At 73.5% G+C, this 17,976-nt stretch carries 22 protein-coding genes; 14 read left to right on the top strand and 8 right to left on the bottom strand.

Annotation, left to right across the window (positions count from 1 at the left end; all coding sequences use genetic code 11):
* The 3 genes from E6J59_01985 to E6J59_01995 all read right to left on the bottom strand — a co-directional run.
* Positions 1–455, bottom strand: a 455-nt coding sequence (locus E6J59_01985; GenBank protein TMB23423.1) for a ParB/RepB/Spo0J family partition protein, incomplete at its 3' end; no start/stop codon positions are given.
* A gap of 145 nt (positions 456–600) precedes the next feature.
* Positions 601–1,692, bottom strand: a complete 1,092-nt coding sequence (galK, locus tag E6J59_01990) for a galactokinase (GenBank protein TMB23403.1) — start codon at positions 1,690–1,692, stop codon at positions 601–603.
* Positions 1,689–2,063 carry a nuclear transport factor 2 family protein gene (locus tag E6J59_01995; protein ID TMB23404.1) on the bottom strand — a complete coding sequence of 125 codons (375 nt, stop codon included), beginning with the start codon at positions 2,061–2,063 and terminating at the stop codon, positions 1,689–1,691. Before E6J59_01995 ends, galK begins: the two co-directional genes overlap by 4 nt.
* Positions 2,064–2,136: 73 nt before the next feature.
* Here E6J59_01995 and E6J59_02000 point away from each other — a divergent pair, with 73 nt between their 5' ends.
* From E6J59_02000 to E6J59_02010, 3 genes are read left to right on the top strand one after another with little or no spacing between them, the layout of a single operon-like run.
* Positions 2,137–3,141: a hypothetical protein gene (locus E6J59_02000; GenBank protein TMB23405.1), complete on the top strand. Its 1,005-nt coding sequence runs from the start codon at positions 2,137–2,139 to the stop codon at positions 3,139–3,141.
* A gap of 49 nt (positions 3,142–3,190) precedes the next feature.
* Complete coding sequence (locus E6J59_02005; protein TMB23406.1) at positions 3,191–3,439, top strand: hypothetical protein; 249 nt, start codon at positions 3,191–3,193, stop codon at positions 3,437–3,439.
* Positions 3,436–3,783 (top strand): type II toxin-antitoxin system PemK/MazF family toxin, encoded by a 348-nt coding sequence (locus tag E6J59_02010; protein TMB23407.1) that lies wholly within the window; start codon positions 3,436–3,438, stop codon positions 3,781–3,783. The genes E6J59_02005 and E6J59_02010 overlap by 4 nt, the downstream gene beginning before the upstream one ends.
* Positions 3,784–3,789: 6 nt before the next feature.
* Here E6J59_02010 and E6J59_02015 read toward each other — a convergent pair whose 3' ends face one another.
* Positions 3,790–4,632 carry a carnitinyl-CoA dehydratase gene (locus tag E6J59_02015; GenBank protein TMB23408.1) on the bottom strand — a complete coding sequence of 281 codons (843 nt, stop codon included), beginning with the start codon at positions 4,630–4,632 and terminating at the stop codon, positions 3,790–3,792.
* Positions 4,633–4,752: 120 nt separating this feature from the next.
* Between E6J59_02015 and E6J59_02020 the strand changes: the two genes are divergently transcribed.
* Complete coding sequence (locus E6J59_02020) at positions 4,753–5,082, top strand: 2Fe-2S iron-sulfur cluster binding domain-containing protein (protein ID TMB23424.1); 330 nt, start codon at positions 4,753–4,755, stop codon at positions 5,080–5,082.
* Positions 5,072–5,743, top strand: a complete 672-nt coding sequence (locus E6J59_02025; protein ID TMB23409.1) for an FAD-dependent oxidoreductase — start codon at positions 5,072–5,074, stop codon at positions 5,741–5,743. The genes E6J59_02020 and E6J59_02025 overlap by 11 nt, the downstream gene beginning before the upstream one ends.
* On the opposite strand, the gene E6J59_02030 is transcribed toward E6J59_02025, so the two are convergent.
* Positions 5,649–6,284 (bottom strand): Uma2 family endonuclease, encoded by a 636-nt coding sequence (locus E6J59_02030; GenBank protein ID TMB23410.1) that lies wholly within the window; start codon positions 6,282–6,284, stop codon positions 5,649–5,651. The genes E6J59_02025 and E6J59_02030 overlap by 95 nt on opposite strands.
* 111 nt (positions 6,285–6,395) lie before the next feature.
* Here E6J59_02030 and E6J59_02035 point away from each other — a divergent pair, with 111 nt between their 5' ends.
* Complete coding sequence (locus E6J59_02035) at positions 6,396–7,343, top strand: LLM class flavin-dependent oxidoreductase (protein TMB23411.1); 948 nt, start codon at positions 6,396–6,398, stop codon at positions 7,341–7,343.
* A gap of 21 nt (positions 7,344–7,364) precedes the next feature.
* Here the strand turns inward: E6J59_02035 and E6J59_02040 are convergent, their stop codons facing one another.
* Entirely contained in the window at positions 7,365–8,441 is a 1,077-nt protein-coding gene (locus tag E6J59_02040) for a hypothetical protein (protein TMB23412.1), read from the bottom strand.
* 143 nt (positions 8,442–8,584) lie between these two features.
* On the opposite strand from E6J59_02040, the gene E6J59_02045 reads away from it, so the two are divergent.
* The 5 genes from E6J59_02045 (at position 8,585) to E6J59_02065 (ending at position 12,376) form a co-directional block, all read left to right on the top strand.
* Positions 8,585–9,364 (top strand): glutathione S-transferase family protein, encoded by a 780-nt coding sequence (locus tag E6J59_02045; protein TMB23413.1) that lies wholly within the window; start codon positions 8,585–8,587, stop codon positions 9,362–9,364.
* A 145-nt stretch (positions 9,365–9,509) separates the two neighbouring features.
* Entirely contained in the window at positions 9,510–9,911 is a 402-nt protein-coding gene (locus tag E6J59_02050) for an RNA-binding protein (protein ID TMB23414.1), read from the top strand.
* 147 nt (positions 9,912–10,058) lie between these two features.
* Positions 10,059–10,379: an RNA-binding protein gene (locus tag E6J59_02055; protein ID TMB23415.1), complete on the top strand. Its 321-nt coding sequence runs from the start codon at positions 10,059–10,061 to the stop codon at positions 10,377–10,379.
* Positions 10,380–10,389: 10 nt separating this feature from the next.
* Positions 10,390–10,746 carry a hypothetical protein gene (locus tag E6J59_02060; protein TMB23416.1) on the top strand — a complete coding sequence of 119 codons (357 nt, stop codon included), beginning with the start codon at positions 10,390–10,392 and terminating at the stop codon, positions 10,744–10,746.
* A gap of 16 nt (positions 10,747–10,762) precedes the next feature.
* The gene (locus tag E6J59_02065; protein TMB23417.1) at positions 10,763–12,376 is read left to right on the top strand and encodes an FAD-binding oxidoreductase; all 1,614 of its coding nucleotides are present in this window, start codon (positions 10,763–10,765) and stop codon (positions 12,374–12,376) included.
* 6 nt (positions 12,377–12,382) lie between these two features.
* Here E6J59_02065 and E6J59_02070 read toward each other — a convergent pair whose 3' ends face one another.
* The gene (locus E6J59_02070) at positions 12,383–13,129 is read right to left on the bottom strand and encodes an acyl-CoA desaturase (GenBank protein TMB23418.1); all 747 of its coding nucleotides are present in this window, start codon (positions 13,127–13,129) and stop codon (positions 12,383–12,385) included.
* A 111-nt stretch (positions 13,130–13,240) separates the two neighbouring features.
* On the opposite strand from E6J59_02070, the gene E6J59_02075 reads away from it, so the two are divergent.
* Genes E6J59_02075 through E6J59_02085 form a run of 3 tightly spaced genes read left to right on the top strand, consistent with a single transcriptional unit; the run spans position 13,241 to position 16,262 of the window.
* The gene (locus E6J59_02075; protein ID TMB23419.1) at positions 13,241–13,846 is read left to right on the top strand and encodes a 2,3-diphosphoglycerate-dependent phosphoglycerate mutase; all 606 of its coding nucleotides are present in this window, start codon (positions 13,241–13,243) and stop codon (positions 13,844–13,846) included.
* A 2-nt stretch (positions 13,847–13,848) separates the two neighbouring features.
* Entirely contained in the window at positions 13,849–14,610 is a 762-nt protein-coding gene (locus tag E6J59_02080; GenBank protein TMB23420.1) for an SDR family oxidoreductase, read from the top strand.
* 8 nt (positions 14,611–14,618) lie between these two features.
* On the top strand, positions 14,619–16,262 hold the full coding sequence (locus E6J59_02085; GenBank protein ID TMB23421.1) for a hypothetical protein: 1,644 nt from the start codon (positions 14,619–14,621) through the stop codon (positions 16,260–16,262).
* Positions 16,263–16,320: 58 nt separating this feature from the next.
* Here E6J59_02085 and E6J59_02090 read toward each other — a convergent pair whose 3' ends face one another.
* Positions 16,321–17,301, bottom strand: coding sequence for a Gfo/Idh/MocA family oxidoreductase (locus E6J59_02090; protein ID TMB23422.1), 981 nt, complete (start codon positions 17,299–17,301; stop codon positions 16,321–16,323).
* Positions 17,302–17,976: the final 675 nt, after the last annotated feature.

The following is a 17,976-nucleotide window of genomic DNA, read 5'->3' on the forward strand; positions in this document are numbered from 1 at the left end:
ATCGCCGGCCGGCTCTTCCCCACCCGCGCCGCGATCTTCTCCTGCGTGAGCCCGTGCGCGTCGATCAGGTGGCGGTACGCCTCCGCCTCCTCCAGCGGGGTCAGGTTCTCGCGCTGCACGTTCTCGATCAGCGCCAGCTCCAGCCGGTCCTCGGCCCGCGCCTCGCGCACGATCACCGGCACCCGCTCGAGCCCGGCGCGCCGCGCCGCCCGCAGCCGCCGCTCCCCGGCGATCAGCTCGTAGCGGCCCGCGATGCGGCGCACGACCAGCGGCTGGAGCAGCCCGTGGCGGCGGATCGAGTCGGCGAGCAGGTCGAGCGCCTCGTCCTCGAAGTGGCGCCGCGGCTGCTCGGGGTTGGGCACGATCTCGTGGACCGGCACCCCAAGCTCGCTCGGCGCCACGGCGGGCGTGGGCCCCGGAAGGAGCGCCTCAAGACCCTTGCCCAACTTGCGCATCCCGCTCTCCGCGATCACCCTGCCCATCACCCGGCTCCGTCCGTCGAGGGAGCGGAAGCGCCCCGCCCCATGCCCCGCGGGTCGTCTAGCACACGAGCCGCCGCCATGGAACCCGGCCGGGGGCGAATTGCGTCCGGACGGTGCCCTAGCTCCGGACCGAGAAGAGCACCGTCGCCGGCCGCTCCGTCCGGCCGGCCAGGCGACGCGTGATGCGCGCGCCCACCGTCGCACCGCGGCCGGCGCGTGTCAGCACGACCACCGCGCCCCCGAAGCCGCCGCCCGTGAGCCGCGCGCCGAGCACGTCCGGCTCGGCACGGGCAGCCTCGACCAGCAGGTCGATCTCCGGCGTCGAGACCTCGTAGTCGTCGCGCAGCGAGGCATGAGAGGCGTCGAGCAGGGCGCCCAGGCGGGCGACGTCACCCGTCTCCAGCGCGGCGACCGCCGCCAGGACGCGCTCGTTCTCGCCCACGACGTGGCGGACGCGGCGCGCGAGCGGGTCGGGGAGCCCGGCGAGCCGCGGCAGGTCGTCGACGCCGAGCTCGCGGAGCGCCGCCACGCCGAGGAGCACGCAGGCGCGCTCGCACTCGGCCCGGCGCGCGTTGTAGCCGCCCGCGCGATTGCTGTGCGCGACCCCCGAGTCGATCACCACCAGCTCCGCGCCCGCGGGCAGCGGGACGCGCCGGTGCGCCAGGCTCCTGGTGTCGACCAGGAGCGCTGTCCCCTCGGCGCCCAGGCTCGCCGCCATCTGGTCCATCACACCGACGCGCGCGCCCACGAACTCGTTCTCGGCCCGCTGCCCGAGGAGCGCGAGCTCCACGTCGTCGAGCGGCAGGCGAAACGCCGCGCGCAGGGCGCGCAGCACCGCCACCTCGAGCGCGGCGCTGGAGGCGAGACCCGCCCCGATCGGCACGGTGGATGCGAGGCGGAGATCGAAGCCGAGGATCAGCGCGCCGTCGGCCCGGAGCGCCCACGTGAGCCCCTGCACGTAGTCGAGCCAGCCGCGCCCCCGCGCCTCCGCCCCGAGCGCGTACTCCTCGACGCCACCGGCCAGCGTGTCGCTCGCCGCGCGCACGCGCTCGTTGGCGTGCGGCGCGAGCTCGGCCACCGTGCGCTGCGGGATCGGCGTGGGGAGCACGAAGCCCCGGTTGTAGTCCGTGTGCTCGCCGATCAAGTTGACCCGCCCCGGCGCGTCGGCCGTGACGCTCGGGGACCGGCCGAAGAGCGCCGCGAAGCTCACGTCACGTCGGCCGGGTTCCAGTACTCGCGCCAGCGCCGGATGCGGCCGCCCTGCACCTCGGCGACGCTCATCCCCCACCACTCGATGCGTCGCCCGCCGTCGCGGCGCTCGACCGCGATGCGCCACTCGGCGAGCACCATGTCGCCCGCGACCGCGATGTGCGTGAAGTCGAAGGCGAGCGGGCGGGAGAAGACGAAGGACCGGCGCACGAGGTCCGCAAAGGCGGCGCGCCCGCGCAGGGGCTCGGCGTGCAGCGGCGACTGGAAGGTCATGTCCTCGGCCCAGAGCGCGAGGTAGGCGTCCAGGTCGCCCCGCAGCCAGGCGTCGCGGCGCCGCTCGAAGAGCAGGGTCGCCTCTTGGCGGGTCGGCATGGCGCTCCGCTAGCATGCCCGCCACGCGGCTCGCCAGGGCCGGGGCCGCTGTGCTTTGAGTTCCCCGAGCGCGATGCCCAGAGCCACCACCGACCACCACCCCGCGACCGTCCGCGGCCCGCGCCGCCCCCCACGCACCCCCGCGCGCTGGCCGAGCGGCCGGCTCATCCCCCGCGACCAGGACGAGGTGGTGGTCGCGCTCGACGACCGCCGGGTGAAGCTCACCCACTTGAAGAAGCCCTTCTGGCCGGCGCTCGGCATCACCAAGGGCGACCTCATCCGCTACTACGTCGACGTCGCCCCCGTTCTCCTGCCCCACCTTCGCGACCGCGCCATGGTGATGCGGCGCTACCCGGACGGCGCGGGCGGCAAGTCGTTCTTCATGAAGCGCGCCCCGACGCCCCGGCCCGACTGGATCGCCACCTGCGCGATCGAGCACGCTTCGGGCAACGTGATCGACTTCCCCATGATCCAGGACCTGGCCTCGCTCCTCTGGGTCGTGAACCTGGGCTGCATCGACCTGAACCAGTGGTACGCACGCTGCGACGACGTGGATCGCCCGGACTACCTGCACTTCGACCTCGACCCCACCCAGGGCGCCACCTTCGCCCAGGTGCGAGAGACGGCGCTCGTCCTCCACGCCACGCTCACCGACCTCGGCCTGCCGAGCTACCCGAAGACGACCGGCTCGCGCGGCATACACGTCTACGTGCCCATCGTCCGCGGCCCGACGCAGAAGGAGGTGTGGACGGCCGCCAGGACGATCTCCGTCGCGCTCGCGCGGCACCACCCCGCGCTCATCACGGCTGAGTACAGCATGGCGCGGCGCCCGCGCGCCCGCGTGCTGGTCGACTACAACCAGAACGCGTGGGGGCGCACGCTCGCCTCGGTCTACTCGGTGCGCCCGACGCCGCGCGCCGCCGCCTCGACGCCGGTCACGTGGCCCGAGGTCGAGCGCGGCATCGCGATCGACGACTTCCGCATCGACAACGTGCCGGCGCGCGTGCGGCAGCGGGGGGACCTGTGGGCGCCGCTGCTGGCGAAGCGCGGCCGCGTCGACCTGGGGCGGTTCGGGTGATCCCGCCGCACAGTTTGCGCTCGCGCGCGCGCATCGGTATGTCGAAGGTATGAGGGCCAATACCAAGTCGAGTATCACGCTCCCGGCCCAGGAGTTTCGGCTGGTCAAGTCACTAAAGGCACGCCTGCGACTCAGGAGCAACGTGGAGGTCGTGCGCAAGGGGCTGCTGCTACTCCAGCAGACGACCGACCGGGCGGCGCTCAAGGAGGCGTATCGCAAGGCGTCCCTTGCGACGCGGGCCGCGACCAGGGCCGAGCTCCGTGACCTCGATCACCTGGCCAGCGAGGGGCTCGACTGAGCACGCCCGTCGAGCACGGCGGGCTCTACGTCGCCGACCTGAACCCGCGGCGGGGCACCGAGCCCGGCAAGACCCGCCCCGTGCTCGTGATCCAGACGGATCTCCTGAACGCGGTCGGACATCCCTCCACACTGGTGCTGCCCTGCACGTCGCGACTCGCGGGTGAGAGCCTCCTCCGCGTGTTCCTGCCGAGAGGCATGGCCGAGAATGCGAGCGACTGCGAGATCATGATCGATCAGGTGCGCGCCATCGACAATCGGCGCCTGAAGAAACGCCTCGGGCATCTCCCGCCGAGCCTGCTCGCCGAGGTGAAAGAGAAGCTCCGGCGGCTCGCCGACCTGTAGCCGCCGTCACCGCCCCCGCCAGACCGGCGGCCGCTTCTCCTTGAACGCCCGGATGCCCTCCTTCGCGTCCTCGCTCATGAAGACGCTCGCCGAGTAGGTCATTTCGTTGGCGAGCGCCTCCTTGAGCGGGAGGAAGGTGCTCTCCTTGGCCGAGCGCTTGCACGCGCGCACGGCGAGCGGGCCGTTCAGACAGATCGTCTCGGCCAGCTTGCGCGCCTCGGCCATCACGCGGTCGCGCGGCACGACCCGGTTCACCAGTCCCATCTCGGCGGCGCGCTCGGCGCTGATGCGGTCGGCGAGCAGCACGACCTCCATGGCGTGGCACCAGGTGAGCTGGCGGACGCTCTGCACCGTGGAGCCGCCGCCCGGGAAGAGGCCGCGGCGCGGCTCGGCGAGCTGGAACCACGCCGTGTCGGCGCACACGCGGAGATCGGTGTTCCACATCATCTCGAGGCCGCCCGCCGCGCAGATGCCGTTGATGGCCGCGATGACCGGTTTGTAGAGCGTGAACTCGCTGCCGTCGGGAAGCGTGGCCCCGTCGCGCAGGACGGCCACCAGCGAGTGCGCCATGGTGTACCGGGAGCCCTCCTGGGGCAGCTTCGACTCGCCCTCCCGGAGCTTGTCGGCGCGCTCAGTGACGATCGGGATGAAGCTCTTCAGATCCGCGCCCACGCAGTACACGTCGCCCACGCCGGTCAGGATGGCGACGTAGGCGGCGGCGTCGTCCCGGAAGCGGACCCAGCAGTCGGCGAGCTGGCCGAAGTGCTCGAGGTCGAGCGAGTTCCGCTGCTCGGGGCGGTCGATGGTGATGGTGACGATGTGCCCGTCCTTCACGTAGTGGATCGCCATGGCGCGCGTTTACACCCGAGGCCGCGGGCGGCGCCAGAGTCGCGCCTGCGCACGTCGGATGCTACGTTGCCCTCCGTGGCGAGGATTCGTGTCATCTTCGAGAACGGCGACCCCGAGCGGGTGATCGAGTTCGACCCGGCCCGGGCGCCCTTCCAGCACGACGGGAAGGCGGGCTCGATCCTCGACGTGCTGCTCGGGCACGGCATCCACCTCGAGCATGCCTGCGGCGGGAACTGCGCCTGCACCACGTGCCACGTGATCGTGAAGGGCGGCGGCGACACGCTCTCCGCGTCCGACGAGAGTGAGGACGACCTGCTCGACAAGGCCCCGGGGCTCACCCCCACCTCCCGCCTCGGCTGCCAGGCGGTGGTGGAGGATCCCGACGCCGAGATCGTGGTCGTCATCCCCCGCTACACCATCAACCAGATCGTGTCGGAGCATGGCGGTTGAGCACGCGGCGCGCGTCGCGCGCATCGTCGAGCACGCGCCCGACACGCGCTCGCTCTTCCTGCGCGGGCCGCGGATCGCGTTCCGGCCGGGGCAGTTCATCTCGTGCCTCCTGCCGGTGGGCGGCGAGACGCTCATCCGGCCGTACTCGATCGCCTCGAGCCCCGAGGAGGACGACCTCGAGATCTGCCTCAACCTCGTGCCGGGCGGGCTCGGCTCACCCTATCTGCTCGGGCTGCCCGCGGGCGCCGAGGTGCGCTTCACCGGGCCGTGGGGGACGTTCGTCCTCGACCGCGCGCCGGAGGCGGAGGCGATCTTCGTCGCCGACGGGACCGCGATCGCGCCGATCCGGCCGATGCTGCGCCGGGCGGTGGCGACCGCGACGCGGCATCCGCTGCACCTCCTCTATGGCGCCGCGGGCCCGGAGCGGCTGCTCTACCGCGCCGAGCTGGAGGCCATGGCCCGGGAGCACACGGGCTTCCGCTTCGAGCACGTGCCGAGCGCGCGGCTGCGCGACGAGATCGCGCGCCGCTGGGTCGACGGCGACGCCGACCGCGGCCGTCGCTTCTTCATCTGCGGCGTGGGCGCGATCGTGCCGGCACTGCGCGACCTGCTGCGCGGCGCCGGATACGAGCGCCGGGCCGTGCAGTACGAGAAGTGGTAGCGTCGGGGAAGAGGTCGTCCACCGGCATCGACCAGCCCGGCACCGCCGGCTCGGCCTCGGCGACTTCGCCGCGCCGGCAGACGGTCGGGCGCTCCGGCGCGCGCGAGCGATACACGCGCACCACGTTCGCGCCGAGGAGATCGACGTCCCATACCACGAGCGTGCCGGCCGCGAAGTAGTCGGCCCGCTTGCGGGCGAGCCTGCGCTCGGCCGCTGGCCCGTAGTCGCTCTCGCTCCGGACCTCCACCGCGAAGCGCGGCGCGCCCTCGAGAAAGCCCATCCGAAGCTCGCCCACGTAGAACGCGGCGTCGGGCGCGAACGAGCGGCGATGCGGCAAGGCTACCGTGAAGGCCACGTTGTCGGGAATCGCGTGACCCGTGCCGGTCCGGCGCGAATACTCGCGCAGGCTCACCACGATCTCCCGCCCCGCATAACCCGGCAGCCCGCCCGTCGGCGACATGCGCACGATCCGCCCGTTCACGAGCTCGGCCTTGCCGGGCTCGCGCGCGAGATCCTCGAGCGTCGCCTCTCGCTTGCGCATGCGCGCGCGCTCTCTCCTGCTACACCCCACCTCATCGCCCGGCAAGGCTGCAGGGGCGGATCCGGGATCGCCCGCCTCGGCGCCTCTCTTCCGCTCCCGCCCGACCTCGACATGTGCCGCCGCGTCGCCGAGCACGCCGAGATCCTCGGCTACGAGAGCCTGTGGATCGCCGACACGGGCGCCGGGCCCGACGCCTTCGTGGTCGCCGCGGTGGCGGCCGGCGTCACGCGCGGCGTTCGCATCGGCACCGCGGTCGTCCCCCTCTACACCCGCGCGCTCCCCGTGCACGCCGCCGGCGCCGGCTCCGTCGCGCAACTCGCGCCGGGGCGCTTCGTCCTGGGCCTCGGCGTCTCGAGCGAGACCATCGTCGCCACCTGGGGCGGCGTGCCGTTCGAGAGGCCGCTCGCGCGCATGCGCGAGAGCGTCGCCGTGCTGCGCCGGATGCTCGCCGGCGAGCGCGTCAGCTTCGCCGGGAAGACGGTGCGCACCCAGAACTTCCGCCTCGTCTCGCCGCCGCCCCAGCCCGTGCCGATCTACGTCGCGGCCCTCATGCCGCCCATGCTGGAGCTGGCGGGTGAGATCGCCGACGGCGTCATCCTGAACTTCATGCCGGTCGAGGCGGTGCCGCGCATGCTGGCGCACGTACGCAAGGGCGCCGCGCGCTCGGGCCGCGACGCCGCGAAGCTCGAGGTCGTCGCGCGCTTCCAGACGCTGGTGACCGACGACGTACCCCGGGCGCGGGACGCCATCCGTCAGATGATGGGGCCCTACTTCGCGACCTCGGTCTACAACCGCTTCGTGGCCTGGTGCGGCTTCGCCGAAGAGGCACGCGCCCTCGACGCCGCCTGGCGCGCCAGGGACCGGGCGCGCAACGTGGCCGCCGTCACCGACGACATGGTGGACCGCCTCGCCATCATCGGCACGCCCGAGCGCTGCCGCGAGCGGCTCGCTGCCTTCGTCGGGGCGGGCGTCACCACGCCCATGATCCAGCCCTTCCTCTTCGACGAGGCGGCGATCTGGGGGACGCTCGAGGCCCTCGCACCCGGCGGCGCCGCGTAGACTAGGAGGCCGTCCGGACTCCTAGCGCCGGAAGTTGCGGCGGTAGACGACGTAGCTGGCGCACACCTCGGCGCCGAGCTTCGCGGCGGTCCGGCGCGACGGCCAGTTGTCGTCGAGGACGATCGTGTAGCTCAGATAGCGGGCGCCGCGCCGCACCAGCTCCAGGTACGCGTGGCCCGCCATCGCCGTGTTGACGCCGCGCCCGCGCGCCACCTCGCGCACGCCGATGCCGAGGAAGTTGAGCTTCTCCGCGTCGGCGAGGGCATGGCCGGGCGCGAGCGCGGCGGTGCTGCTGAGCTCCGGCAGCACCCAGAGCACGCCGACGGAGCGCGCGCCCTCGTATGCGATCAGCGACAGGTCGAGCATCCCGAGCGGCCCGAGCGACTCGGCGAGGAGCGCGACCTCGCCCTCCGAGAAGGGCGTGAAGCCCCAGTGAGTCCTGAAGGTGTCGACCCACAGTTCGGTGAACGCCGCCACGCGCCGGCTCGCGGGCACGTCCTTCAGCGGAACGAGCATGTAGCCCGCCCGGCGCGCGGCCTCGCCCGCGCTCTCCCAGCGCGCCACCAGCTCCGGGCGGACCCGGATCTTGTAGTCGACCAGGCCCTTCTCGCTCTCGAAGCCCGCGTCCTTCAGGAGTGAGTGATAGTACGCCGGATTGTGGCGCACGAAGGGCGGCGGGAGCGCGTCGTAGGCATCGATCACGAACGGGAACTCGAGCATGCCGAAGCCCGCGCGCGCCGCCTCGGTCCCCTCGCCCGCGAGCCACTCGCAGGCCGCGTCGAGGAGGAGCCGGGTCGCCTCGCGCGCCGCGGGGAGCGCCTCGAACATCACGATGTGGCCCAGGCGCTCGCGCCAGTGGCGGTTGTAGCGGCTGTCGACCACGGCGGCCGCGCGCGCCACGATCTCGCCGCCCGCACGCGCCACGAACGGCCGCACCCGGCGGCCCTCCACGAACGGGCTCTCGCCGGCGAGGATGGGGAGATCGAGCGGGAGGAATGCGCTCCAGCGCGCCGGGCGGGAGGCGTAGACCCGATCGTGGAAGAGGACGAACTCGGTGAGCGCGTCGTTGCCCTCGGGCGTCTCGATGCGAATGGCCACAGCGTCCTCCTCTCCCGCGCCCGTCCCTTGCCAGTCTTCGCCGGCCTTGTCGAGGGGCGACGCCGGTGGAGGTGGAGCCGCGCAGGGCGTGATCGACCCCCGCCCTTGCGCGGCGCGAGCCGACTCTGCTCTGATCGCTCGCCATGGTTCTCCTCTACGAGCATCCGCTCTCGCCCTACGCGCAGAAGGTGAAGATCGCGCTCGCCGAGAAGGGCGTCGCCTTCGAATGCCGGCTCCCCGACTTCATGAGCGGACGCGACGACGCGTTCGCGGCCGCCAGCCCGCGCCTCGAGGTGCCCGCCCTGGTCGACGGCGAGACACGCGTCTTCGACTCGACCATCATCCTCGAGTACGTCGAGGATCGCTGGCCCGCGCCGCCGCTCCTCCCCGCCGCGCCGGCCGAGCGCGCGCGCGTGCGCATGCTGGAGGAGCTGTGCGACACCTACGTCGAGCCGATCAGCTGGGCCGCGATGGAGATCCGCGTCTTCAGGCGCGCCACTGGCGCGCTCGCCGAGCAGCTCCTCGCCCGCGGCGCCGCGCAGGCAGCGGGCGTGCACCGCTACCTCGAGGGACAACTCGCCGACCGGCCGTGGTTCAACGGCGCCGCCTTCGGGTGGGGCGACCTGTCGGTCGTCCCTTACGTGCAGGGCATCGCCAACGCTGGCCACCCGCCTGCGGCGGGCACGCGCCTCGCCGTCTGGCTCGAGCGGGTGCGCGCCCGGCCGAGCGTCGCCGCCGCCTTCGCGGCCGCGGCCGAGAGCATGCAGGACTTCGAGATGATCCCGCAGCTCATCGAGTCGGGACTCTTCAAGCGCGAGTACCGCGACCATCGCCTGGAGTGGATGATCCGCAGCGGCGGCGTCGACATCGTCCTCGAGGGCATGCGCAAGGGGAACATCCGCTTCAGCATGGAGCTCGCCTGAGCGTCCGTGAACGAATCCCGTCCCGTCGCCGGGCGGCCGATGCATCCCCCCGAGGCGGCGGTTGCCCGGGTGTGCTTGTTTTCAGGGGTAGCACGAGGCCCGGCAAGCTGCTACGGTCACGCAAATCGACCCCAAGGAGGCCCCCATTTCGTCCACGACCTTCATCGGCAACCTCTCTTTCGAGACCACCGAGGAGGAGCTGCGCGCGGTGCTCCTCGATGTGGATCCCGGCGTGCGCGTGCGCCTGGGCACGGACCGGGTCACCGGCCGGCCACGCGGCTTCGCGTTCGCCCAGTTCACCGACTCGGCGCGGGCCGCCGACGCGATCCGGCGCTTCGACGCCTTCGAGCTGCGCGGGCGACGCCTGCGCGTGAACGACGCCGACGACAAACCGCCGCCGCGCGCGCCGCGCCCGTCGAGCGCTGTGGCCGCGCCACCGCCGGAGGTCTTCGATCTCGAGGGGTTCAGCGGCGGCGACGGCCGCCCGTTCCGCCGCAGCGGCGGCAGCCGGCGCGGGCTGCGCGCCCGCAAGCGGAGCCTGCGCTAACCGCGGCTTGCCCCGGGAGGACATCGGTGGTACACGGCCCGCCTCCCTTGTTTGTGCGTGATCCCGCCCGTCGCATGGCGGCGACCGGCTTCTCGCCCAGGCAACCGAGAAGAACGTGAGCGGCCTCCGAGAGGCCGGGAGTGAGACATGGGCAAGAAGCTGTTCGTGGGCAACCTTTCCTTCGACACGACGAGTGCGGACCTCGAGGCGCTCTTCGCGCAGGCGGGGACCTGCGAGTCGGCGTCGGTGATCACCGACCGCGCCACCGGACGGTCGCGTGGCTTCGGCTTCGTCGAGATGAGCTCGGCGAGCGAGGCCGAGCGGGCGATCGCCGAGCTGAACGGCCACGAGCTGCAGGGCCGCAAGCTGAACGTGAGCGAGGCGCGCGAGCGCACGGGCGGCGCGGGTGGCGGCGGCGGCGGACGCCCACGCGGCGGCTTCGGCGGCGCTGGCCGCCGCGGGCGCTGAGCGGCGTCCGGTGCGTCTCCGGGAGATCGGCGAATCGCAGCAGCGGCTGCTGCGCGAGCTGGCGCAGCGCATCTCCACCCGGCTCGACGCCGCGTTCACCGAGGCGGTGGGCAGCGACAGCCCGAACATCGGCATCGCGCTCAGCGAGCGCGGGCGGAGCGCGGCAATGGAGGTCCCGGCGGTCCTCCTCCTGCGCGCCGATGCCGAGGCCGACGCGCGCGAAGCGCTGCGCCAGCGCATCAAGTCGACGCGCGACCGGATGCTCTTCCGGCCGCCGCCTACCCCGCTGCCGAAGAACATCGCCGCAGCGGGCGAGCCCGCGTTCTTCCGCGGCCGCGGCCCCGGGCCCGGACGCGGCCGGCGCTAGAGGCCTCTCCTAGGCCGTGAGCACCCCGCCTCCGCGTCGGTTCTGGGGCTGGGGTCGGGAGGGTGCGGGCCCGAGCCCGGAGCAGCAGCGCGCGATCGCGCAGGCGCTGGCGGCGCGCTTCGGCCTCCGCGAGGTGACGATCACGCCGCCGCCGCTCCTCGAAGAGCTCCGCCTGCCTGCGCCCCGCCTCGCCCCGCCCGGCGCGCTGGCCGCGCTGTGCTCGACCACACCCCTCGACCGCGCCGGGCACGCCTACGGCAAGTCCTTCCGCGACGTCGTGCGCGCCCTGCGTCGCGACTTCGCGCACCCACCCGACGTGGTCGCGTTCCCGCACACGGAGGCGGAGGTCACCGCCGTGCTCGACTGGTGCACGGGAGCGAACGCGGCGGTCATCCCCTACGGCGGCGGCTCGAGCGTCGTCGGCGGCGTCGAGCCGGCCGTCGGCGCGCGCTACGCGGGCGCCGTGTCGCTGGATCTCGCGCGCCTCGACCGCGTCGTCGAGGTCGATCGCACCTCGCGCGCGGCGCGCATCCAGGCCGGCGTGCTCGGCCCCGCGCTCGAGGAGCAGCTCCGGCCGCACGGGCTGACGCTCCGCCATTTCCCGCAGTCGTTCGAGTTCTCGTCGCTCGGCGGCTGGATCGCGACCCGCTCCGGCGGCCACTACGCGACGCTCTACACCCACATCGACGAGTTCGTGGAGTCACTGCGCGTGATCACGCCCGCGGGCGTGGTGGAGACGCGCCGGCTGCCGGGCTCGGGCGCCGGGCCGAGCCCGGACCGCCTCTTCATCGGCTCCGAGGGCATCCTGGGGGTCATCACCGAGGCCTGGATGCGCCTCCAGGACCGGCCCACGTTTCGCGCCTCGGCCGCGGTCACGTTCGCCGACTTCGCCGCGGGCGCCGCGGCAGCGCGCGCCATCGCGCAGGCGGGGCTCTACCCGTCCAACTGCCGGCTCCTCGACCCGGGCGAGGCCACGACCGCGGGCGCCGGCTCGGGCGCGGAGACCGTCCTCCTCGTGGCCTTCGAGTCCGCCGACCACGAGCTCGACGCCTGGATGGCGCGCGCCCTCGCGCTCGCCGCCGCGCACGGGGGCCGCGTGCCCCCGGACGCCGGGCGCACGCGGAGAGCCGAGGAGGGTGCGCGCGACGGCGCGGCCGGCGCGTGGCGGAAGTCCTTCCTCGAGGCGCCCTACCTCCGCGACGCGCTCGTCGCCATGGGCATGATCAGCGAGACCTTCGAGACCGCCGTCACCTGGGATCGCTTCCCCGCCTTTCATCGGGGCGTGACCACGGCCGCCGAGGAGGCGCTCCGCCTGGCGTGCGGCGCGGGCCAGGTGACGTGCCGCTTCACGCACGTCTACCCCGACGGCCCGGCACCTTACTACACGGTGATAGGGCCCGGGCGGCGCGGCGCCGAGCTCGAGCAGTGGGCGGCCATCAAGCGGGCGGCCTCCGAGGCCATCCTGCGGCTCGGCGGCACGATCACGCACCACCACGCCGTCGGCCGTGACCACCGGCCCTGGTACGACCGCGAGCGTCCCGCGGGCTTCGCCGCCGCGCTCGCCGCCGCCAAGGCAGCGCTCGACCCGGCGGGCGTCCTCAACCCGGGCGTGCTGATCGATCCGCGGTAGGAGTCCTTACGCGGGGCTCGCGAGCGCGCCCGGACGGAGATGGATGACGCGGAGCCAGGCGAGGAGCCGCGTCACCGCGTAGGTCGGGTCGAACTCGAAGCGGCGCCACGCGAAGTTGAGGCGGCTCGCGGCACGGTGGTGGTTGTTCTGGAAGAGCTCGCCCAGGGTGAGGAAGTCGAAGGGCAGGAAGTTCCGCGAGGCGTCGTTGGTCCGGAAGTTGCGGTACCCGTAGCGGTGGCCGCACCAGTTGACGATCGCGCCGTGCACCGGCCCCAGCACCCAGTGGACGGGGAGCAGCAGGAACTGCCACCACGCCGTCGCAAGCCAGAGGTAGACGAGCCCGTAGGCCGTGCCCCACGCGATGCGCCCGGTCCACGACGAGCCGACCCGGTCGAGCCAGGGCCACTCGGGGTAGTTGCCGAGGAAGCGGGGCTCGGGCGACGACGTCCCCACCAGGTGCGCGTTGTAGCGCAGGGCGGTCGTCCACATCATGGTGAGCACGTTGGCGAAGAAGCCGGGGGCGTGCGGGTCCCGCTCGGTGTCGCTGTAAGCGTGGTGCTCGCGGTGGAGGATCGCGTACGCCCGCGGCGAGAGGTACGAGGGGCCCTGCGCCAGGTAGGTGAGCATGTGGAACGTCCGCTCGGTGCGCGGCGCCATGGTGAACATGCGGTGCGAGGCGTAGCGGTGGTGGAAGAACGACTGGAAGAAGGCCGAGATGACCCAGTGCGCGGTGAACAAGAGGACGATCGCCATCCTTTGGTCGGGCTCCTTTCGGTGAGAAAATTCAGCGTATCAGCCGACCGCGTCTCAGGCAAACCGCAATGCGGTTGGCGCACCGGCGGGTCGCGCGCTATAGGGCCGGCCATGCCGGATCTGTTCCTCCTGCGCCATGGAGAGTCGCAGTGGAACCTGGAGAACCGCTTCACCGGCTGGATCGACGTGCCGCTCTCGCCGCGCGGCGAGGCCGAGGCGCGCGCCGCGGGGGAGAAGCTGCGCGGCCGGCGCATCGACAAGCTCTTCACCTCGGTGCTCGTGCGCGCGACGGAGACCGCGCGCCTGGCGCTCGAGGCCGCCGGCATCGGCCCGCTCCCCACCGAGCGCGACGCGGCCCTCAACGAGCGCATGTACGGGGACCTCCAGGGGAAGGACAAGGCCGAAGCCGCCGAGCGCTTCGGGGCCGCGCAGGTGAAGCTCTGGCGCCGGAGCTACGACGTCCGGCCGCCGGGCGGCGAGAGCCTGGCCGACACCGCGGCGCGCGTCCTCCCCTACTGGGAGAGCCACATCCGGCCCGACCTGCGCGCCGGCAAGAACGTGCTCGTCGTCGCGCACGGGAACTCGCTGCGCGCCCTCGTCATGCACCTGGACGGCCTCACGCGCGAGGAGGTGCTCGCGCTGGAGATCCCGACCGGCGTCCCGCTCCTCTACGAGATCGCACCCGACGGCGCCGTGCGGGGCAAGCGCTACCTCTGAGCATGCTGCTCCGGGAACGCAGGATCATCGTCACCGGCGGGGCGAGCGGCATCGCCGCCGCGACCGTCCGGGCCTACGCGCGCGAGGGCGCGCGCGTGGCCTCGCTCGACGTGAACGACGAGGGCGGCCGCCGCGTCGCCGCCGAGGCCGGTCCCAACGTGGCCTACCACCACTGCGACGTCTCGCGCCGCGCCGAGGTGGACGACGTGTTCGCGCGCGCGGTGGCCGCCATGGGCGGCCTCGACGTGCTCGCCAACGTGGCCGGCGTCGAGCGCGGCACGCCGGCCGAGGACATCCCCGACGCGGAGTGGGACCTCGTCTTCGCCGTCAACGTGAAGGGCACGCTCTACACGAACCAGGCGGCCTTCCGGCACATGAAGGAGCGCGGCGGCCGCATCATCAACTTCGGCTCGGGGGCGGGCATCCGCGGCCAGCGCGGCTCGGCGCACTACTCCGCCGCCAAGGGCGCGGTCATGGCCTGGACGCGCACCGTCGCGCAGGAGTGGGCGCGCCACGGCATCACCGTCAACTCGATCGTGCCGGCGATCTGGACGCCGATGTACGAGGCCTACCGGCAGCGCATGTCCGAGCCGGAGCGCACGATCCACGACCTGGCGATGCAGCACGTGATCCCGCTCGGCGGGCGCCTGGGCGACGCCGAGCGCGACATCGCGCCCGTCATGGTCTTCCTCGCCGGCGACGGCGCGCGCTTCATCACCGGGCAGGCGATCGCGGTCGACGGCGGCATGGTCATGCTCGGATGACGGCGGAGATGCGTCTCCCGCTCCCCGCGCTCGAGCCCGAGAGCGAGCGCTTCTGGCGCGCCTGCCGCGAGGGCCGCCTGGAGATCACGCGCTGCCGGGCCTGCGGCTGGTACGTCCACCCGCCGCGGCCGGTCTGCCCCCGCTGCCAGGCGCGCGACGTGTGCTGGGAGGCCGTCAGCGGCCGCGCCACCGTGGTCAGCTACACGGTGAACCACCAGCGCTGGATGCCCGGCATGGAGGTTCCGTACGCGATCGGCCTGGTCGAGCTGATCGAGCAGGCGGACCTCCGGCTCACCACCAACATCGTCGGCTGCGCGCCCGATGCCGTGACGATCGGCATGCCGGTGCGGGTGACGTTCCGCGACGTGAGCGACGAGATCGCGTTGCCGCTCTTCGAGCCGGATCCCGAGGCGAGCCGCCCTGCCCCGCCGCCGCGCGCCGCGCGCCCGCTCACGCCGCCCATCCGGCCCGGGTCCGACCAGCACCTCGAGCGGCGCGCGATCCTCTCCGGCGTGGGGCAGTCGCAGATCGGGCGGCGCCTCTTCCGCACCGACCTCGACCTGACCTGCGAGGCGGCGCTGGCGGCGATCGCCGACGCCGGCCTCACCACCCGGGATATCGACGGCCTCGCTTGCTACCCGGGGCCGATGGGCACCGCCGCGCCCGGCTTCGCGGGACCCGGGACGCCCGAGGTGCAGGACGCCCTCGGCCTCCAGCTCGGCTGGCACGGCTCCGGCGGCGAGGGGCCCGCGCAGCTCGCCCCCGTGATGCTCGCGGCGCTCGCGGTGGCGGCGGGCCTCTGCCGCCACGCGCTCGTCTACCGCACGGTGACGGAGGCGACGGCGGCGGCGAACACCGGGCGGCTCGGGATCGGCGCCGGATCGCGCAGCGTGTCGGGCTTCGCGCAGTGGGTGATCCCCTTCGGCGCGATGTCGGCGGCCAACTGGCTCGCGCTCCACGCCGTGCGCCACATGCACGAGTTCGGCACCCGGCGCGAGCACCTCGGCGAGATCGCGCTCACCGCACGCGCGCACGCGGCGCTCAACCCGGCCGCCGTCTACCGCGAGCCCCTCACCATGGAGGACTATCTCCGCGCGCGCATGGTCACCTGGCCCTTCGGCCTCTACGACTGCGACGTGCCGGTCGACGGCTCGACCGCCGTCGTCGTCTCGGCCGCCGACGCCGCCCGCGACCTCCCTCACCCCGCCGTGCGCATCAACGCGGTGGGCAGCGCCATCCGCGGCCGCCCGGTGTGGGACCAGTGGGAGGACCTGACCACCATGGCGGCGCGCGACGCGGCCGCGCAGCTCTGGGCGCGCACGGATCTCACGCCCGCCGACGTCGACACGATCCAGCTCTACGACGGCTTCAGCTGGCTCACGCTCGCCTGGATCGAGGCGCTCGGCTTCTGCAAGCGCGGTGAGGGCGGGCCATTCGTCGAAGGTGGCCGAGTGCGTCTTGGCGGCCCGCTCCCGCTCAACACCTGGGGCGGGCAGCTCTCCGGCGGCCGCCTGCACGGCTTCGGCTTCCTCGCCGAGGCCATCCGCCAGCTCCGCGGCCAGGGCGGGGCCCGCCAGGTGAAGGACTGCGAGGTGGCGGTGGTGGCGGCGGGAGGCGGGCCGATCGCGGGCTGTCTCCTGCTGACGCGGTAGGGCCTACTCGCCGCCGACCGGCGCCGCGAGCAATGCCTGCGCTGCCGGCGCATCGAGGCTATCCCGGCCGGCCCGCCGCCGCGTAGATCGCGTCGATGACGCGCATGTTCCTGACGGCGTCCGCCGGCCCGGTCGGCACCGGCGCGCCCTCGCGCACCGCGGCGACGAACGCGCGCAGCTGGCACTCGTAGGTCGATGGTCCCGCGACGCGCTCGCCGCGGCGCCCGCCCGGCGTCACCACCGTGAGCCGGTGGTAGAAGTGCGGCGCGATCGGGTTGAAGACGCTGAGCCGCCCGCCGCTGCCCTCGACGGTCGCGCGCGTGCGGATGAGCCAGGCCGAGAAGAGCGAGCAGGTGAGCCGCGCCGTCCGCCCGTCCGGGAAGCGCAGGCTCGCCTCCATGGCGCGATCGACGCCGCCGCGCGTCCACCAGCCGTGCGCGCGCTCCACCTCGGGCTCCGCGCCCGCCAGGTGGCGGAGGACGGAGACCGTGTAGCAGCCGGTGTCCATGAGGGCGCCGCCGGCCAGGTCCTTGCGGTAGCGGATGTCGTTCGGCAGCGGGAGCGGGATGCAGAAGTGCGCTTCCAGGTGGCGGACCTGGCCGATCTCGCCCGCGTCGAGGATGGCGCGCACGCGGGCGAAGAGCGGGTGGTAGCGCCAGTGGAACGCCTCCACCAGCACGCGCCCGGCGCGCTCCGCCGCGCGCGCCATCTCCTCCGCTTCCGCCGCGTTCGCGGCGAACGGCTTCTCGCAGAGGACGTGCTTCCCCGCCGCGAGCGCGCGGATGGTCCACGGCGCGTGCAGCGCGTTGGGGAGCGGGTTGTAGACCGCGTCGATCTCCGGGTCGGCGAGGAGCGCGTCGTAGGACTGATGCACGCGCGGGATGCCGTGCCGGGCGGCGAAGCGCCGCGCGCGCTCGGGGTCGCGGGCGGCGACCGCGAGGACGGTCGCCTCGGGCACGCGCCGCGCGGGCTTCACGAGCGCCATCGGCGCGATGCGCGCCGCGCCGAGGATGCCGACGCGCAGCGGGGGGGCCGCCATGCTAGGAGGCTGTCCGAGTAGTCATGGCGGCTGCGGCGACTCCTAGGCGCGCCCCAGGAGCCGGGCGGGGTTCCGGCGCGCCATCAGATCGATCGCGGCCGGCGGCACGCCGCAGCGGAGCATCTCCTCGATGAAGAGCCGCATGCCGTCGGCGGGATGCGGGCTCTTGTCCTGGCCGAAGTCGGTCGACATGATCGCGCGCTCGGGGCCGACCGCCATCATCGCCCTGGCGAACGTCATCGGCTCCTCGGTCGCGGCCATGCCGCCCGGGATGCAGGTCAGGTAGGTGAACTCGATCATGGCGCCCCGCTCGGCGAGCGCGAGCACGTCGGGCAGCCTATGGTCCGGGCCGACCAGCGTCTCGAGCGCGTGGGTCATGAGCACCTTGACGCCGAGCGCGCGCGCCGCGTCGACCAGTGCGAACTGCTCCGCCAGCTCGATGTGGCCGGTGGCGACGACGGCGTCGTGCTCGCGGGCGAGCCGGAGGATCTCCTCGGCCGCGGGCACGAGGCGCCCGCGCTCGCCGATCACCGGGATGCCGGGGCCCGGGAGGCGGAGCTTCCGGCGGTCGACGACCGAGGAGAAGGTGGGCATCCACACCACCCGGGCGCCGGTGCGGAGCGCGACCTCCACCGCCGCCGGGTTGAGCCCTCCCACCTCGTGATCGCAGCAGAT

This window comes from Deltaproteobacteria bacterium (assembly GCA_005879795.1).
Classification (GTDB): domain Bacteria; phylum Desulfobacterota; class Binatia; order DP-6; family DP-6; genus DP-6.